The organism is Flagellimonas sp. (assembly GCF_965233845.1).
Classification (GTDB): Bacteria; Bacteroidota; Bacteroidia; order Flavobacteriales; family Flavobacteriaceae; genus Flagellimonas.
This window is the reverse complement of record NZ_OZ247584.1, coordinates 812,501-829,378: the sequence shown is the minus strand read 5'-3', so window position 1 is coordinate 829,378 and position 16,878 is coordinate 812,501. Positions and strand designations below refer to the sequence as shown.

Sequence of the window (16,878 nt, the reverse complement as noted above, 5' to 3'; positions counted from 1 at the left end):
TTAATTACAAAAGCTTCAATATTGTTTTAAAAATGGTGATTCTCCAATTTATTGTTAGATTTGATTTCTACTAACACCCGCACATATGACAAGATTTTTATTTTCTCTTTTGGCCCTTACAAGCTGTTTCCTTACTGCACAAAATCTAAAATCCCCTTCCGAGTTTTTGGGATATGAATTGGGAACCGAATTTACCCGTCACCACGAAGTGGTGGATTACTACCAATACTTGGCGGAGCAGGCTCCAGATATGGTCAAATTAACTACTTACGGGCAAACCAATGAAAGACGCCCTCTGTTACTGGCCTATGTATCCTCCGCCACCAATATGGCCAATCTGGAAAACATTAGGAAAGAGCATTTAAAGGATACAGAAGGTTCCGGAAACAGTTCTACAGCTATTGTGTGGTTGAGTTACAATGTTCACGGAAATGAAAGCGTAAGTACGGAAGCCTCCATGCAGACCATTTATGAGCTCCTTACCAGCAAGCGTTCTTATTTGGATAACACTGTCGTAATCATAGACCCCTGTATCAATCCAGATGGAAGGGACCGTTATAGCAATTGGTACAATCAGTATAAAAACACGCCCCATCAGTTAGATCCCAACAGCAAGGAACACAACGAAGGCTGGTGGAACGGACGAAGCAACCACTATATGTTTGACCTCAACCGGGATTGGGCTTGGTTGACCCAGGTGGAGAGTCAACAAAGAATTAAAGTGTACAACGAGTGGCTTCCGCATGTGCATGTGGACTTTCACGAGCAAGGTGTGGACAATCCCTATTATTTTGCCCCGGCGGCGGAACCTTACCACGAGGTAATCACAGATTTCCAACGCGATTTTCAAGTTACCTTAGGAAAGAACCACGCCAAATATTTTGACGCCGAGGGCTGGTTCTATTTCACCAAGGAAATATTTGATCTCTTCTATCCAAGCTATGGGGATACCTACCCAACCTACAATGGTGCTATTGGCATGACCTATGAGCAAGGTGGAAGTGGACGCGGTGGACTCGGTGTGATCACCAGTATTGGTGACACTCTTACCCTTAAAGATCGTATTGCCCATCACCATACCACAGGTCTTTCCACCATTGAGGTTTCCCACCAAAATGCAGAGCGGCTGAACCAAGAATTCAAGAAATTCTACCAAAACAAAAATTTCAAATACAAAAGTTATGTGTTGAACGGGGACGCGGATAAAATTGAAGCATTGAAGCAACTGCTTTCCAAACACAAAATTAAATACGGTAGTCCAACGGTCTCATCAGTAAAGGGCTACAACTACCAAACGGGTGGCAACGGAAGTATGGCGGTTTCCCAAAATAGTTTGGTGGTCTCTACCAACCAGTCCAAAGGTACTTTGGTCAAGGTTTTGTTTGAGCCGAATGCAAAACTGAGTGATTCCCTGACCTATGATATTACAGCCTGGTCTTTGCCGTATGCCTATGGCTTGAATGGTATTGCCTCCACTTCGTTGGTTTCCAGTCAAGCTCAAAATCCGGCGGTAAACTCTGGTGCTTTGGATGCCAATAGCTATGCCTATATCTCCAATTGGAATAGTATGAAAGATGCCAAATTCTTGGCTGCATTGCTTAAAGCCGGTATTCGCGTACGCAAGGCTGACCATCCATTTTCCGTTGAAGGTAAGTCCTTTGCAAGAGGGAGTTTGATCATCACCAAGGGAGATAATCAAAATAACACCGATTTTATTTCCCAGTTAACTGGAATCAGTAAGGAATTCAATCAAGAATTGACGGCCTCCAGTACGGGTTATGTCGATTCTGGAAAGGATTTTGGTTCTGCCTATGTGCAAATGATTTCCAAGCCCAAAATTGCGGTTTTGTCCGGAAAGCCTACTTCTACCCTTCGATTTGGAGAAATCTGGCATTTCTTTGAGCAGCAGTTGGAGTATCCCATTACGGTTATTGATAGCGAATATGCCGATCAGGTAGATCTAAAAGACTACGATATTCTGATACTTCCCAGTGGAGGTTACGGAAATCATTTTAGTGAGGCCCAGTTGACCAAACTCAAGGATTGGGTGTCGGCCGGAGGTAAGCTTATTGCAATGGGCGGTGCCATTGATGGCATTGATGGTGAAAAAGGATTCGGCATCAAGAAAAAAGAAGCTGCCAAAGATTCAACAAAAAATAAGCCGAAACCCCATAAGAATGCGCAACGGGAGCAAATCAAAAATGCCATTACAGGAGCCATCTTCAAGGCGAGAGTGGATAATTCGCATCCTTTGGCCTATGGGTATGGGACAGATTACTTTACGCTAAAACTTGGAAGCGCAGGGTACGACTACTTAAAATATGGCAACGCCGCTTATTTAGAAGGTGAGAATCCCAAGCAAGTGTCAGGTTTTGCTGGGAGTGAAGCACTCAAAAAAGTAGCCAACTCACTGATTTTTGGTGTTGAGAACCGTGGTGAAGGTGCGGTGGTTTACATGGTTGACAATCCGTTGTTCCGGGGGTTTTGGGAAAATGGTAAACTGTTCTTTGCAAATGCCCTGTTTATGGTAGATTAAGTTCAATCCTGTAGCAAATTCATAGGGTTGGGATGGGTAGTCAATCTCAGCTTCGCATTTTAAAAATTTGTATCTTTATAGATAGGATTATTTATAAAATCACAGGCTATGAATTTATTTTCCAACACTTTATATAAAAGGATTCGATTGGTCCCAACATGTTTCCTATTACTTATTTGGATGCTTTCCCCTTTGGATTCCATGGCATTTCAGGATGTTCAGGATGGGGACAATGCTTTTAACCAATATAAGGGAGAAATAAGGGATGCTTCCTCCAAAAAGCCCTTGGTTTTTGCCACCCTATCGGTGGAGGGCACCAACATAAGCACGATCACCAATACGGAAGGTAATTTTTTGCTTAAGATACCCAAAGAAATGACGGATGGCACGGTGGTGGTTTCCTTTTTGGGCTATAAGAGCAAGAACATTCCGCTGGCCGATTTAAAGCCCAATAAAAACAAGATTACCCTTGTGGTTTCGGTTACAGAGCTATCGGAGGTGAATATCAACGCCCCAAAAGATGCAGCTGCCTTGGTAAGGGAGACTTTGGCCAGAAAAGGGGACAATTACTTTGACGATCCCACGCTGATGACGGCGTTTTATAGGGAAACCATCAAAAAGCGAAGAAAAAATGTATCCCTGTCCGAAGCTGTGGTAAACATTTACAAGACTCCCTATAGTTCGCTTCGTAAAGATGCGGTTGAACTTTATAGAGCCCGAAAGAGTACTGACTACAGCAAATTGGATACCGTAGCCCTGAAACTTCAGGGCGGGCCTTTCAACACCCTTTATGTTGATATTATGAAGTATCCAGAATATATTTTCGCTGAAGGCTCCATTCAAGATTACCAGTTCACCTTTAGCCGTTCTACCAGAATCAACGACCAGCTGATTTATGTTATCAAGTTCAATCAATGGGAGAGCATTAAAGAGCCCTTGTACCAGGGGGAGCTATTTATAGATGTGGAGAACAAAACCTTGACCAGTGCCATTTATACCCTTAACATCACGGACAAGTACAAGGCAGCTAGACTCTTTGTGCGCAAAAAACCCGCCAAGGTGGATGTATGGCCTACGGAGGTAGCCTATAGGGTGGACTACCGCGAAAAAGGAGGTAAATGGTATTATGGATACAGCAATGTCCTTTTGGAATTCAAAGTGGATTGGGAAGACAAGCTTTTCAACTCCGTGTATAGTATGACAGCCGAAATGGCGGTAACCGATTGGGAGAAAAACTTGGACGGACAATTACCAAAAGTCAGGGAGCGTCTTAAAAAGTCCATTATTTTGAGTGATGAGGCATTAGGATTCTCGGATCCTGATTTCTGGGGAGAATATAACATCATCGAGCCAGAGAAATCTATAGAATCCGCTATAAAAAAAATACAGCGGCAATTGCGTAGAGCAAGGTCTAAGGGTGGATCTGCGGCACCTTAGTGGCACCTTCCCAGACCATACTGTGGCAAGTACAAATTATAAAGTCAAAAATAGTCACCATATTTAAGGTGGCTATTTTATTTTAAGACCATGTAAAACCTAAACCCAATGCTTAAAAGAAGGCAATTTATCAATCTATCTGCACTGCTGTCCGCTTCCACTTTGGTCTCCCAGGTAAGACCCAACATTGAAGGTTTTGCCAAGGATTCCATCAAACTGTTGCCCAAAAGATTAAAAAAAGGGGACACTATTGGGCTTATTGCCCCAGGCTATGCGGTTAAACCGGAAGTATTAAAAGAAATGAAATCCACCTTGGTTGAAATGGGTTTTGTTCCCTTCCATACGGATCGCATTCATGGAAACCACGGATATTTTAGTGATACGGATGAGCAACGGGCGGCCGACCTCAATGAAATGTTCGCCAATCCCGATATAGATGCCATTCTCTGCGCCCGTGGTGGTTATGGCTGCACCCGAATCATGCAAAGGATCAATTACGACAACATAAAATCCAATCCTAAAATATTGGTGGGGTTTAGTGATGTTACTGCCCTTCTCAATGGCATCAACCAAGAAACTGGATTGGTCACCTTCCATGGTCCCGTGGGTAGCACAATAGATGACGACTACAGTAAGCAACAATTGCTGGCAAAGTTGGAATCCCCCAATTACCCCCAAACCATAGAAAATGTGGTTTTGGAGGACAAGGAAATGCTTGAAAACGCGGAATATGAGCGATACACCATAACTACTGGTTCTGCATCGGGAAAATTGGTAGGCGGTAGTTTAAGTTTGATTGTGGCGCTTGTTGGCACCCCTCATGAAATTGATTTTACCGATGCCATCGTTTGTATTGAAGACGTGGAGGAAGCACCCTATAGAATGGACAGAATGTTGACACAGTTGATTGAAGGTTCCACATTTAAAAAAGCCAAGGGAATCGTTTTTGGGGTTTGCGCCGGATGCGATAGAGATCCAAGTCCCAACGGCTTCACCCTAAAAGAGGTACTCATGGACCGAATAGCTTCCTTAAACATTCCGGCAGCCTATGGAATGAGTTTTGGCCATGTCCCCAACAACTTTACTTTTCCAATTGGTATCCATGCCCATTGGGATGCGGATAAAATGACCATGGAGCTCTTGGAGAACGCAGTTTTATAACCTTCAGATTTAGTAGCATGCATAAAAAAGGCCCGGATAACCGAGCCTTTATTCCAAGAAGCGTTTTTTATTTTACAAACTCCAGAAGCGTTTTCTTTATAATGGAAATGCAATCCATCAATTGTTCATGGTTCATGACCAATGGTGGTGCAAATCGAATTATATTACCATGGGTAGGTTTGGCCAACAATCCATTGTCGCGTAACGCCAAGCAGATATCCCACGCGGTGGAACTATCTTCGGTGTCATTGATCACAATGGCATTTAAAAGGCCTTTTCCTCGTACTTTTAAAACCAAATCGCAGCTAGGAATGAACTTGTTGAGTTCTTCTCTAAAAATTTCACCCAATTCCATGGCGTTTTCTGCCAATTGCTCCTCCTTGACCACCTCAAGGGCGGCAATTCCAACGGCAGCTGCAACGGGATTACCACCAAAAGTACTTCCATGGCTTCCCGGAGTAATGACATCCATGATTTCATCATTGGCCAAAACCGCAGACACTGGATAAGCTCCACCGGACAAGGCTTTGCCCAAAATCAAAATATCCGGTTTTACGTCTTCATGATCAACGGCCAATAGTTTTCCTGTACGGGCTATTCCCGTTTGCACCTCATCCGCGATAAAAAGAACGTTGTGCTGCTCGCAAAGTGCCCTGGCCGCTGTCAAGTAGCCTTCTGAGGGTACATAGACTCCTGCTTCACCCTGAATAGGCTCAACCAGGAATCCTGCCACATCTGGATTAGCGATCAAGGCATTTTCCAAAGCTTGCAGATTATCGTATTCAATCTTAACAAAACCCTCGGTATAGGGTCCGTAGTTCTCCCTTGCAACGGGATCGTTGGAGAAAGAGATAATTGTTGTAGTCCTTCCGTGGAAGTTGTTCTCACACACAATGATCTTCGCCTGATTCTCAGGAATACCCTTTTTCTGATAAGCCCATCTACGGCAAATCTTTAAAGCCGTTTCAACCGCTTCTGCCCCAGTGTTCATGGGCAGTAATTTGTCAAACCCAAAGGTGGAGGTCACATACTTTTCATAAATCCCCAACATGTCGTTGTAGAATGCTCGGGAAGTCAAGGTCAGGGTTCTTGCCTGATCTACCATGGCCCCAACAATCTTTGGATGGCAATGGCCTTGGTTCACAGCCGAGTAGGCCGACAAAAAATCATAATACTTTTTTCCTTCAGCGTCCCAAACGTATACACCTTCTCCCCTGCTCAGTACAACGGGTAGTGGATGATAATTGTGGGCTCCGTACTTGTTCTCTAGATCAATCGCTTGCTGCGACGTTAAATGTTCTAAAACAGCCATTTTAGTAATTTTTAAATTGATAAAACAACCATTCCTTCTGTACCTTTATTCTTTCGAGGACTCGAAAAAGCAGCGTGGGAGAGAAATCATCCCTAGTAGTGTCGCAAAAATATCAAATTTTTATCCAATTAAAAGTGAATTGTAGGTCACTTTTTATGGGAAAGCACAGAGATTTGCAGCTCCAATCGTTTTAATTCCCGAAGCACATCGTTTTTGTCCATTTGCATCCAAAAATAAACTTTGAGCATGCTCATAATCAAACTGGAAACAAATATGCCCATACCCCATTTAATAAGGTCATTGGTAGCTTCGGAATCTAAAAATTGTATGGAGCAGTAGATCAGGAGTCCGAAAAATATCAGCACCATGATGTTCATGATAACGGCCAACCAGCCCATTTTACCCTTAAAAATTCCTCCAAACTTTTCCAAGACATTCTGTTCTCCCAGTTCATCGTAAAATTTGGCCTCTTCCTGGGTCAGTGCTTCCTTGATCAACTTGTCTATTTCTTCCATCTCTTTTTTCATCTTATTTATTTTTTAAAATTTTCTTCAACTTTTCTCTTGCGTGGTACAATCGTGATTTTGTGGTACCCACGGATATTTCCAAAATTTCGGCAATCTCTTTTAGGGAGTATTCTTCCGTATAAAACAACTTCAATACCATTTGCTGGTTTTCAGGTAACTCCTTTATTGCGCTCAACAGCTGGGTTACCTTTCCCGTGTCATCATTTCCCTTTGGCACTTGCTCTTGATTGTTTTCCGCATAACTTTTCAGGTTCCTTTGACTGGTTTTAAGTTTGTTTAGGTAATCCAAGCTTTTGTGCGTTACAATCTTGGTGGACCAACTACTAAAACTATTGGGGTCCTTTAGTGTGTTCAACTTTTTTATGATCACCCGCCATGAATCCTGTACTATATCCTTTGAGGCTTCTACATCATTGGTATATCTATACGAATGCCTGCACAATCGATTATGATGTCGGTTCACCAGCACGGACAAAGACTTTACGTTCCCAGACTGGTATTCCAATACCATTAAGCCATCAAATACAAAACGTGTTGTTTTCATATCTACTTTCAATACAAGGACGTGTTGCCAAGGAAAAGGTTCAAAAGTTTGACGGAATTTTTGGGATACATTTATACAAGTTAGTTGTTCTGTATAAAAACCTATGCCTACTTTTGCGCCATGCGAAGAAATAAGAGGCGACAGACCTTTGAACAGGTTGAAGTGGTGGACGCGGGAGCCAAGGGAAAATCCGTTGGAAAAGCACCGGACGGAAGAGTCATTTTTCTTTCCAATGCGGTTCCTGGTGATGTAGTGGATGTAATGACCACCAAGAAACGCAAGGCTTATTTTGAAGGAGTTGCCACCAATTTTCATCAACGCTCAGCCAAACGAACAGATCCCCAATGTGAACATTTTGGGGTCTGCGGGGGGTGCAAATGGCAAAACATGGCGTATAAGCACCAGCTGTTCTATAAGCAGAAGGAAGTGGAGAACAATCTTCAGCGAATTGGTGGGGTGGAGCTACCGGATACCATGCCCATCCTAGGTTCAGAGAAGCAATATTTCTATCGAAACAAAATGGAGTTTTCATTTTCGAGTAGTAGATGGCTTACCGAACAGGAAATCAAGTCGGAGGAGGAAATCTTGGATCGCAATGCCCTGGGTTTTCACATTCCAGGCATGTGGGACAAAATTTTGGACATCAACAAATGCCACTTGCAAGAAGACCCTTCCAACGCCATTAGAACAGCCATTAGACAATTTGCTGTAGAAAATGGACTTTCCTTTTTCAATCCAAGGGCCCAAGAAGGCTTACTTAGAACCTTGATGTTGCGGACAAGCAGTATTGGGGAGGTCATGGTTCTGCTTCAATTCTTTGAGGACAACAAAGAACAAAGGGAACTATTGCTCAATTTTTTGATGGAGAAATTCCCTGAAATCACCTCCTTGCTTTACGTTATAAACCAGAAACCAAACGACACTATTTATGATCAGGATGTGGTCTGCTTTTCAGGTCGGGACCATATTTTTGAGGAGATGGAGGGCCTAAAATTTAAGATAAACGCTAAATCCTTTTACCAGACCAACTCTGAGCAAGCGTACGAACTTTACAAGGTTACTCGGGACTTTGCAGGTCTTACGGGCAAAGAATTGGTGTATGATCTTTACACGGGAACCGGCACCATTGCCCAATTCGTTTCCAAAAAAGCCAAAAAGGTCATTGGAGTTGAATCTGTTCCCGAAGCCATTGAAGATGCCAAAAACAATGCCCTTGGAAATGACATATCCAATGTGGAGTTTTATGTGGGGGACATGAAGAACGTGTTCACTACAGAATTTATTGAACAACATGGCCGGCCCGATGTTATTATCACCGACCCACCAAGGGACGGCATGCACAAACAGGTTGTGGAGCAGCTGTTGCAGGTAGCTACCCAAAGAATTGTTTATGTGAGTTGCAACAGCGCAACCCAAGCCAGGGATTTGGCTCTATTGGATGAAAAATACCAGGTAATCAAGGTGCAACCCGTGGATATGTTTCCCCAAACACATCACGTTGAAAATGTTGTACTTTTGGAGAAACGGGTATAATTTTTGATAACCTTTGTTTTAAACTTTGAATGAAAAAAGTACTCCCTAGCTTACTCATCGCTTTCTTATTGATCTATTCTGCTTCCTGCGAAAAAGATGATATTTGCGTGGATGGTGATACCCCTTTGTTGATCATCGGTTTTTACGATGCCGAGAATACCGAAGAATTCAAGGAAGTACCTTCCATACGAATCAACTCTTTGGACGTAAATAGCGTGTTGGAAAATGATTCCTTCACGGATCGTTCAGATTCTCCAGATTCCCTTTTGGTGCCCCTTCGGATAGCAAATACCTCTACCACTTACGAACTCATTATGGACTCTGCCGCCGATGCGGACACTGGGGAGGAAACAGGAAACAGCGATGCCATTACCATAAACTATGGCGTGCAGGAAACCTATGTCTCCAAAGCCTGTGGATTTGTTGCCAATTTTGACAACCTGACTGTGACCTTGCCCGATAGCGATACCAATTGGATTCAGAACATCTCCATAGAACAAGAAACCGTAGCAAATTCCAATAGCATCCATGTCAAAATATTTCATTAGCCTCCTTTTCTTAGGTCTCCCTTTTTGGGGAATCTCACAGGACGAACCTGTTGATCTTCAGCCCAAAGACACGGTGGAGTACAAGCAACAATACGGTCTAAGGGTAGGTGCAGACCTAAATAGACTTGTGTTTTCCTTTTTGGATGAAGATTACACCGGTTTTGAGGTGACGGGCGACTTTAGACTTTCCCAAAAGCTGTATCTGGCTGGGGAACTGGGAAATGAGGAAAAAACCCTATTTGAAGACTTGGGCAATACCCCATTGTACAACTATACGTCCAAGGGTAGTTATATTAAACTGGGAGTTGATCTGAACACCTACGAGAATTGGTTTGGTATGCAAAATTCCATCATCATAGGTGGTAGATATTCCTTTGCCACTTTTAGTCAAACCTTGAACGATTATAAGATTTATGATTCCAATCGTTTTTTCAGTCCTACCGACTTTCTAAACGGCACCACCCCGGGTCAAGAATTTAGTGGCCTCAGCGCCTCTTGGTTGGAATTTGTAGTGGGTATAAAAGCTGAACTTTTTGCCAATATATATGTAGGAATAAGTGCCCGTTTGGGATTCTTGGTGACCAATACAGAGGATGACCAATTTCCCAATTTATGGATTCCGGGATTCAATCGGGTAACGGATGGAAGTAACTTTGGGGTAAGCTATAATTACACCCTGTCCTATTTGATTCCATTTTACAAAAAGTCCAAGAAACAAAAAGAGCAACCCGCAGAATAAATACGGAAACTATGGAGAACAGTCGCATCAACTACGTTGAATTCAAAACCAATGACATTGAAAAAGTAAAGGCGTTTTATCAACAAGCGTTTGGATGGACTTTTACCGATTTTGGTCCCACCTATACCGCTTTTTCCAATAGTGGTTTGGAAGGTGGCTTTGAACTAACTGAGGACAACGTTGTCAATGGTACATTGGTGGTACTTTATCATGAAAATCTATCGGAAATTCAAGATAAAGTGGTTGAAGCAGGAGCTGAGATTTGCAGACCCATTTTTTCCTTCCCTGGCGGACGTCGGTTCCATTTTAAGGATCCAGCAGGCAATGAATTGGCTATCTGGTCAGATAAATAGGCACTAAGAAGCCAAAAGGTATCAGTCCTTATCAGACTTTCCCTTCTTCTTACTTCCGGAATACATTTCATATTTTACCAGTCTGGACTCCAACTTGGCATTAAAGGTCTTTATCTTCCTGGAAGTTTTAAGCCCCACATGCTTTAGGGCTTCCAAATTGGAAGTGATCAACCAGGCATCGGTTCCCGGATAATGCTGCTTTAGAGCATCTCCTATTTTCGTATAGAATTCATCAGGATTGATTTGTAGGCGTTCTCCATAAGGTGGGTTAAACACCATGTGCAATTTGGAATCTGTAGGTTTCTCGGTTCGAAAAAAATCCTTGCGCTCTATGGTAATGTAATCTGAAAGATTGGCATTATCCACATTTTCCTGGGCTTTTCTCACCGCAGATGGTGCCTTATCGTATCCAAAAATTCTGTGGTGAAACTCTCTGGTTTTGTTCAAACTGGCATTTACGATCTTCTCATGTAAGTCCGCATCATAGTCCTTCCAATGTTGAAAAGCATAACATTCCCTATTGATATTCGCTGGAATATTACAGGCAATCATCCCTGCCTCAATCAAAAATGTCCCGCTACCGCACATGGGGTCCAAAAAGTCCGTCTGACCATCCCATCCACTGTGTAAAAGTAATCCCGCGGCCAAAACCTCGTTGATGGGGGCAATATTGGTAGCGATTCGGTACCCGCGCTGGTGCAAAGATGGCCCAGAGCTGTCCAAAGAAACCGTACAATTGTTTCGATACAAATGAATATTGATACGAACATCTGGATCATGGGAATCCACATTGGGTCGTTGTCGTGTTACAGCCCTAAATTTATCCACGATTGCGTCTTTGGCTCGCTGGGACACAAACATGGAATTTCTAAAAACATCTGAGCTCATGGTCGTATCAATAGCAAAGGTCTTGTCCTCCCTAAAAAGGCTGGGCCAATCCATTTGGTATACGTTACGGTACAGCTCTTTTTCGTTATGTACCCTAAACTTGGAGATAGGTTTCATGACCTTCAAGGCAGTGCGTAGGCTAAGGTTGGCCTTGTACATAAAACCAGTATCGCCTTCAAAGGACACATTCCTGACCCCTTCCTCTACCCTACCTGCACCCAAGTTGCGAAGTTCTTTGGCCAACAACGGTTCAAAACCGTATAAAGTTTTGGCCAACATTCTAAAATTTCCTGCCATCTCCTATGAAAATCTTTCGGCAAAAATAGGCTATTTTTACGCCTTCAATCCAACCTATGGAATTCCCCATTGTTTTGATTTATGTAATACCGATTTTGGCGGTTTGGGCCGGATTTGCCTTTGCACGGCTCACGCAGACCAAGGATAAAAAAAACGTACGCCTGTTATTGGCTTTTAGTGGCGCATTTTTATTGGCCCTGACGTTTTTTGAGCTCCTTCCTGAAGTCTACGAACATCAAAGTCCAAGAACCACGGCCATATTTATATTGGCCGGGATTTTGCTCCAGATATTTCTGGAGTTTTTTTCCAAGGGAGCAGAGCATGGCCACATGCATTTGGATCTGGAGAAAACCGACTTTCCCTTACTTCTTTTTTTGAGTTTGTCCCTCCATGCTTTGATTGAAGGCACCCCCATCCATGGTAATGAACCGATTTTATATGGAATCGTGATCCATAAAATTCCTGTGGCTATTGTATTGGGTATTTTTTTATTGAACTCTAAAATGAAAAAAGGATGGGCTATTCTGTTCATGCTTGCTTTTTCATTAATGACACCACTCGGCAGTTTCTTGGCGCATCATTCCACTTGGCTGGACAGTTACGGGCATTTGCTCACAGCCCTGGCCATAGGGGTGTTCCTTCATATTTCCACCATAATACTTTTTGAAAGCTCCCAAGGGCATTCCTTTAATCTTAGAAAATTGGTGGTCATTATTCTAGGTGTGGGCTTGGCCTATTTTCTGTAAATACTTGGTTTTCTTAGGGAGTTAAAAAAATCCGTCAATTCAAAAAGGGTATCCGTCAATTCAAAACGGGCTTCCGTCCATTGATACCCTTTTGGGAAGGTTTCGCCAATTACATTCGCGCCATAACCCTTAAAACCTTTTACAAATGAAAATGAGAAAATTAGCCCTTTATGCCTTGATGGCGAGTTGGGCATTTGTACAATTTGGCTGCGGTAAAGATGATTCCCCGAGCAACCCGGATGATGGGCCAACAGAAACTTTTTACAATATTACCCAAGCCACTATCAATGATGATGGCTATACCGCTCCTGGAGAGCTATCTTTTTGGTATTCCATTGATAATGGAGAATCTTATACAGTGGAAAAGCCCCAAGATTTATCCAAGGGAGATGAGCTTTGGGTTAAAATCAACAATGGGGAAGTGGACATTTACGAAGAAGACTTTTATTTTGATTGGTCAGGTTCTTCTTTGGCACCCGCTGATACTGAGAGTGATCTGGCCAAGTTTGTGGTCAAGGAAAGTGATATCACCCTTGCAGCCACAGTTACTGATAAAATGGAACTTTTGGTTTCTGATAAGGATACAGGGCAATTTTACGTTCTGGATGTAAGCGATGGCGGGTTGACTCCTGCTTTTACCTTTTTGCAAGGGGAAGTTCCCTTAAATAGAGTTCGTGGTGTTATTTACAATTATAATGATGGTAAAATGTATGTTTCAACTGCAAAAATTGGCAATTTCAAATCAATGTTATACGTGGTGGATCTCAATTCTAAGCAAGCGACAGTAATCAACGAAAATGACCAAATTGTGAACGAACAAAATGTTGCAATTTGGAAGGGGATTTCAGATTTAGTCGTCACCACAGATAATAAACTTTTAGCAACAGGAGGTTTTGGATTGGGCCAAGGCACCCCAAGTTTGTTTGAATTTGAACTGGAAGGTACCAATTCCGATCCAATGCCATTTACAGGTGATGATATTCCCTGTTGCGGTTTGGGGATGACCTTTGGTTCCAATACCGATGAAGTTCTCATTGGAAGTGGGCAATCTGATATATTTAAAATCTATAAGAGCAACTTAGAAGGTGAAATCACCGAAGTTATTGAATTGACTTTGGAAGGTTTTGAGCACGAAGAACCCATTGGATATTATTTAAGGAATTTGGTAAGGGATGGTTCAGGAACATTATATGCGCTCTGTTATAATTTGACCCATGGGAACACCCATATAGCCGAAGTAAACCTAGAAACTAAGAAATTGATTCATGTAGCTCAAATTGCGACAAATAATGAAAATGTTTATTATGGTTTAGTTGCACTGCCAGCGTATGCATTCTAATCAAGTAAAATATATAGTATTATTAAGGAGAGGGTATATTCCCTCTCTTTTTTGTTCATTGCAAAATCTTGTAAATCATTATCCAATGGCTAACCGCTCCTCCCAAAACGAACAGGTGCCATATCAAATGGTTAAAAGGGATACGTTTCATCGCATAAAAGAAAATCCCTAGGGTATAAAAAACACCACCTATAGCCATCCAAAACAAGCCTGTAAAAGATAAATTTTGCGAAAGGAAACTGTAATCCAGAACTACCAAATAGCCCATTACCGCATAAAGCAAGAGGGACAGTTTTTCAAATTTTCCTGTAAAGAACAGCTTTACCACAGTCCCAAAAAGAGCAATGCCCCAGACCAGATACAGTAATAACCATCCCTTGGACTCTTGCAAAACCAACAAACAAACGGGAGTGTAGCTTCCGGCAATCAAATAATAAATACTGATATGGTCCAAAATCCGAAGTTTCGCCTTTAATTTGGGTTCTCGAACCCCATGATACAAGGTAGAAGCGGTGAACAATAAAATCAAGGAAAGACTATAAACAACAATACTAAGGATCGCATATTTAGCCGAAAAGTCTCCTTGAATTAAAAAGAAAAACCCAACCACCGCCAATACCGCACCCACACCATGGGAATAGGTATTCCATTTTTCTTCCAGAACCAAAAGCCTTTCCTCTCGATCCAAAGACTACTTGTATTGCTTGCCGTGCTTGATTACCATATCCACATCTTGTAGCAGGCTAATGTAGCGAAGCACATCGCCATCCACGGCAATAATATCTGCATATTTTCCAGGGGTAATGGTCCCAACTTCATCCGCAACACCCGTCCAAAGGGCTGGCCAATAGGTAGCAGCCCTAATGGCGTACATGGGATCAATGCCAAACTCATTCACCCAAACGTCCAGCTCATTCCAAGTAGATTGACTGTGAAACTTCATAGGGATTCCACTATCCGTTCCCACCAATAAAACCACACCGGCGTCCAAAAGTTGCTGGATTTTGGTCTGCAAGGTAGGTCTCCTTGAAGGCGTCAACTGAAAGTACGGCAAGCGATCAGGATGCTTAAAACTATTTTTAATATCGGTGATTACACTGTCCGGCAACCCTAAATGCCAGGAATCATTGTCCAATTTTTCTGGATTGTCTCTGGTATATTCATAATTGTAAAGTCCTTCCACGGTGGGGCACCAAAACAAAGGCCCTTTGTTCATTTGAGCTGTCCGCTCCTTGATCATTTCCATGACATCATCAGGATATTTGGGTGCCGAGGACAGTCCGGTATGTTCAAAACAATCCACACCCACCTGTAAACCTCTCCGTATTTCCTCGGGGCGATGTCCGTGTGCCACAACCTTTAAATTATGTTTATGTGCTTCATCCACCACAGCGCGGAGTTCTTCCATAGTCATTTGATCATGATCAATAAGCTTGATCACATCCACCCCAGCATCCGCCAATTTTTTAATTTTTCGTTTCCCATCCTCAGGGCTATTGACGCCCCATCTAAAGTCCTCTGTTCCTGGATAGGGTTTGTGCTGAATAAATGGGCCGGACACATACAGGGTGGCCCCGGGAATTTCGCCTTTATTTATCCTATCCCGTACGGATATACTTTCTTTGAGCGGAGCTCCCAAATCCCGTGCACTGGTAACCCCAGCCATCAGCAGTTGGTGGGCCGAAGAAGGCATGATCACATCCTCAAACAAGGGTGGGTAGGTTTTGTCCCAATATCCATAATCCGCATGGCCGTTGATCATGGTATGCACATGCATGTCCCATAATCCCGGTAGTACGCTCATCCCCTCTGTAGAAATAATTTCGGCGTTTTCTGGAACAGCAAGTGTTTCAATCGTTCCAACTTCTTTGATACGTTCCCCTTCAATAATGATGACGCTATTTTTAATCGGGTCAGAACCAAAACCATCGATTAGGGTTCCACCAACAAGGGCTTTGATTGATTTTTGTTGTGCTAAGATGGACATGGGTAGCGAAAGTACCAAAGCCCACAGGAGTGTTGATTTTTTCATAATCTTAAATGTACTAAACATCTGATGAATGAGAAAGGTCGATTCTCTTTAAGGGAAACTGCTAAAAACTAAATTTTAACCCCAACTGTGCTCTCCATCTCGAATTTTGAAAGTCGACCACCCAGGGAGTTTCATTATCTGAGATATTGAACTGAAACTGCGGTACATTGTTCTCAATTCCAACAAAATTCAACAAGCTAAAGCTGGAATTGACCACATTGGGCACAAAGACCAATCGTCCCCAATCTCGATTGATAAAGTTCAAAACATTCAGCATGTCCAAAGAAACCGTCAATCTTTTTTGGTTCCCCAAATTTTTGCTGAATTCAAACTTAGCATCCAATTCATGGTTCCATGGGGTTTTGGCGCCGTTCCGTTCCACATAATTGCCCCGTCTTTCGCTGAGATAAGAATTACCTTGGATGTAGGCGTCCAATCGTTGCCATTGCTCAGCAGCTGAAACAGTAACGTTCCCGCTGCCGTCCGTAATATCCACCAAAGCTATTTCACTTTGGTTTTGAGGCACATAAATCAGGTCATTTCTAGAAGAACCATCTCTGTTTAAATCGCCCTGATAAATAAAGGAATATGGGCTACCGGAACGACCATTATATAAGAAGGAAACAAAAAAGCGGTCATCATTCCCAAAATCAAAACTGTAGGCCTGGGTAGACACAATTTTATGCCTTAGATCAAAATTGGAGAACGAAAGTCCAGGCTCATTCCCAAAAATCGCTTGATTCCATTCATAGTTGGCGGCTGGTGAGCTCCGAACGGTACTGGACACATCCTTGCTTTTTCCGTAGGTATATCCTAGATACGAACTGTAACCGTTAAATCGTTTACTAAGCCCAAGCGAAGCATTATAACGATATCCTCCATTAGT

General features: G+C 42.6%; 16 protein-coding genes (1 of these 16 running past the window's edge). 9 read left to right on the top strand and 7 right to left on the bottom strand.

The window, feature by feature from the left end:
- The first annotated feature begins 85 nt into the window (after positions 1 to 85).
- From ACO6S0_RS03760 to ACO6S0_RS03750, 3 genes are all read left to right on the top strand, one after another.
- Positions 86 to 2,536 (top strand): M14 family metallopeptidase, encoded by a 2,451-nt coding sequence (locus ACO6S0_RS03760; RefSeq protein ID WP_422350679.1) that lies wholly within the window; start codon positions 86 to 88, stop codon positions 2,534 to 2,536.
- 180 nt (positions 2,537 to 2,716) lie between these two features.
- Positions 2,717 to 3,973, top strand: coding sequence for a carboxypeptidase-like regulatory domain-containing protein (locus tag ACO6S0_RS03755; protein ID WP_422350678.1), 1,257 nt, complete (start codon positions 2,717 to 2,719; stop codon positions 3,971 to 3,973).
- 108 nt (positions 3,974 to 4,081) lie between these two features.
- Complete coding sequence (locus ACO6S0_RS03750; protein WP_422350677.1) at positions 4,082 to 5,134, top strand: S66 peptidase family protein; 1,053 nt, start codon at positions 4,082 to 4,084, stop codon at positions 5,132 to 5,134.
- A gap of 67 nt (positions 5,135 to 5,201) precedes the next feature.
- On the opposite strand, the gene rocD is transcribed toward ACO6S0_RS03750, so the two are convergent.
- The 3 genes from rocD to ACO6S0_RS03735 all read right to left on the bottom strand — a co-directional run bounded on the left by rocD (position 5,202) and on the right by ACO6S0_RS03735 (position 7,517).
- Positions 5,202 to 6,446 (bottom strand): ornithine--oxo-acid transaminase, encoded by a 1,245-nt coding sequence (gene rocD / locus ACO6S0_RS03745; protein ID WP_422350676.1) that lies wholly within the window; start codon positions 6,444 to 6,446, stop codon positions 5,202 to 5,204.
- A 146-nt stretch (positions 6,447 to 6,592) separates the two neighbouring features.
- Positions 6,593 to 6,973, bottom strand: coding sequence for a DUF6768 family protein (locus ACO6S0_RS03740; RefSeq protein WP_422350675.1), 381 nt, complete (start codon positions 6,971 to 6,973; stop codon positions 6,593 to 6,595).
- Position 6,974: 1 nt separating this feature from the next.
- Complete coding sequence (locus tag ACO6S0_RS03735; RefSeq protein WP_422350674.1) at positions 6,975 to 7,517, bottom strand: RNA polymerase sigma factor; 543 nt, start codon at positions 7,515 to 7,517, stop codon at positions 6,975 to 6,977.
- A gap of 120 nt (positions 7,518 to 7,637) precedes the next feature.
- On the opposite strand from ACO6S0_RS03735, the gene rlmD reads away from it, so the two are divergent.
- Genes rlmD through ACO6S0_RS03715 form a run of 4 tightly spaced genes read left to right on the top strand, consistent with a single transcriptional unit; the run spans position 7,638 to position 10,690 of the window.
- Positions 7,638 to 9,050: a 23S rRNA (uracil(1939)-C(5))-methyltransferase RlmD gene (rlmD, locus tag ACO6S0_RS03730; protein ID WP_422350673.1), complete on the top strand. Its 1,413-nt coding sequence runs from the start codon at positions 7,638 to 7,640 to the stop codon at positions 9,048 to 9,050.
- A gap of 29 nt (positions 9,051 to 9,079) precedes the next feature.
- Positions 9,080 to 9,598 carry a DUF6452 family protein gene (locus tag ACO6S0_RS03725; protein ID WP_422350672.1) on the top strand — a complete coding sequence of 173 codons (519 nt, stop codon included), beginning with the start codon at positions 9,080 to 9,082 and terminating at the stop codon, positions 9,596 to 9,598.
- Positions 9,579 to 10,337, top strand: coding sequence for a DUF6048 family protein (locus ACO6S0_RS03720; RefSeq protein WP_422350671.1), 759 nt, complete (start codon positions 9,579 to 9,581; stop codon positions 10,335 to 10,337). Before ACO6S0_RS03725 ends, ACO6S0_RS03720 begins: the two co-directional genes overlap by 20 nt.
- An 11-nt stretch (positions 10,338 to 10,348) precedes the next feature.
- On the top strand, positions 10,349 to 10,690 hold the full coding sequence (locus tag ACO6S0_RS03715) for a VOC family protein (RefSeq protein ID WP_422350670.1): 342 nt from the start codon (positions 10,349 to 10,351) through the stop codon (positions 10,688 to 10,690).
- A 21-nt stretch (positions 10,691 to 10,711) separates the two neighbouring features.
- Here ACO6S0_RS03715 and ACO6S0_RS03710 read toward each other — a convergent pair whose 3' ends face one another.
- Complete coding sequence (locus ACO6S0_RS03710; protein WP_422350669.1) at positions 10,712 to 11,875, bottom strand: THUMP domain-containing class I SAM-dependent RNA methyltransferase; 1,164 nt, start codon at positions 11,873 to 11,875, stop codon at positions 10,712 to 10,714.
- A 56-nt stretch (positions 11,876 to 11,931) separates the two neighbouring features.
- Between ACO6S0_RS03710 and ACO6S0_RS03705 the strand changes: the two genes are divergently transcribed.
- Positions 11,932 to 12,621 (top strand): ZIP family metal transporter, encoded by a 690-nt coding sequence (locus tag ACO6S0_RS03705; RefSeq protein WP_422350668.1) that lies wholly within the window; start codon positions 11,932 to 11,934, stop codon positions 12,619 to 12,621.
- A 145-nt stretch (positions 12,622 to 12,766) separates the two neighbouring features.
- Complete coding sequence (locus ACO6S0_RS03700) at positions 12,767 to 13,960, top strand: hypothetical protein (RefSeq protein ID WP_422350667.1); 1,194 nt, start codon at positions 12,767 to 12,769, stop codon at positions 13,958 to 13,960.
- Positions 13,961 to 14,015: 55 nt separating this feature from the next.
- Here ACO6S0_RS03700 and trhA read toward each other — a convergent pair whose 3' ends face one another.
- The 3 genes from trhA to ACO6S0_RS03685 all read right to left on the bottom strand — a co-directional run.
- Complete coding sequence (gene trhA, locus ACO6S0_RS03695) at positions 14,016 to 14,648, bottom strand: PAQR family membrane homeostasis protein TrhA (protein WP_422350666.1); 633 nt, start codon at positions 14,646 to 14,648, stop codon at positions 14,016 to 14,018.
- A 3-nt stretch (positions 14,649 to 14,651) separates the two neighbouring features.
- The gene (locus tag ACO6S0_RS03690; RefSeq protein ID WP_422350665.1) at positions 14,652 to 15,992 is read right to left on the bottom strand and encodes an amidohydrolase family protein; all 1,341 of its coding nucleotides are present in this window, start codon (positions 15,990 to 15,992) and stop codon (positions 14,652 to 14,654) included.
- 61 nt (positions 15,993 to 16,053) lie between these two features.
- Positions 16,054 to 16,878, bottom strand: partial view of a TonB-dependent receptor domain-containing protein gene (locus ACO6S0_RS03685; RefSeq protein ID WP_422350664.1) — the final stretch only. The gene runs 2,304 nt beyond the window's last position; only the last 825 of its 3,129 coding nucleotides appear in the window; its start codon lies beyond the right edge, outside the window; it ends in the stop codon at positions 16,054 to 16,056.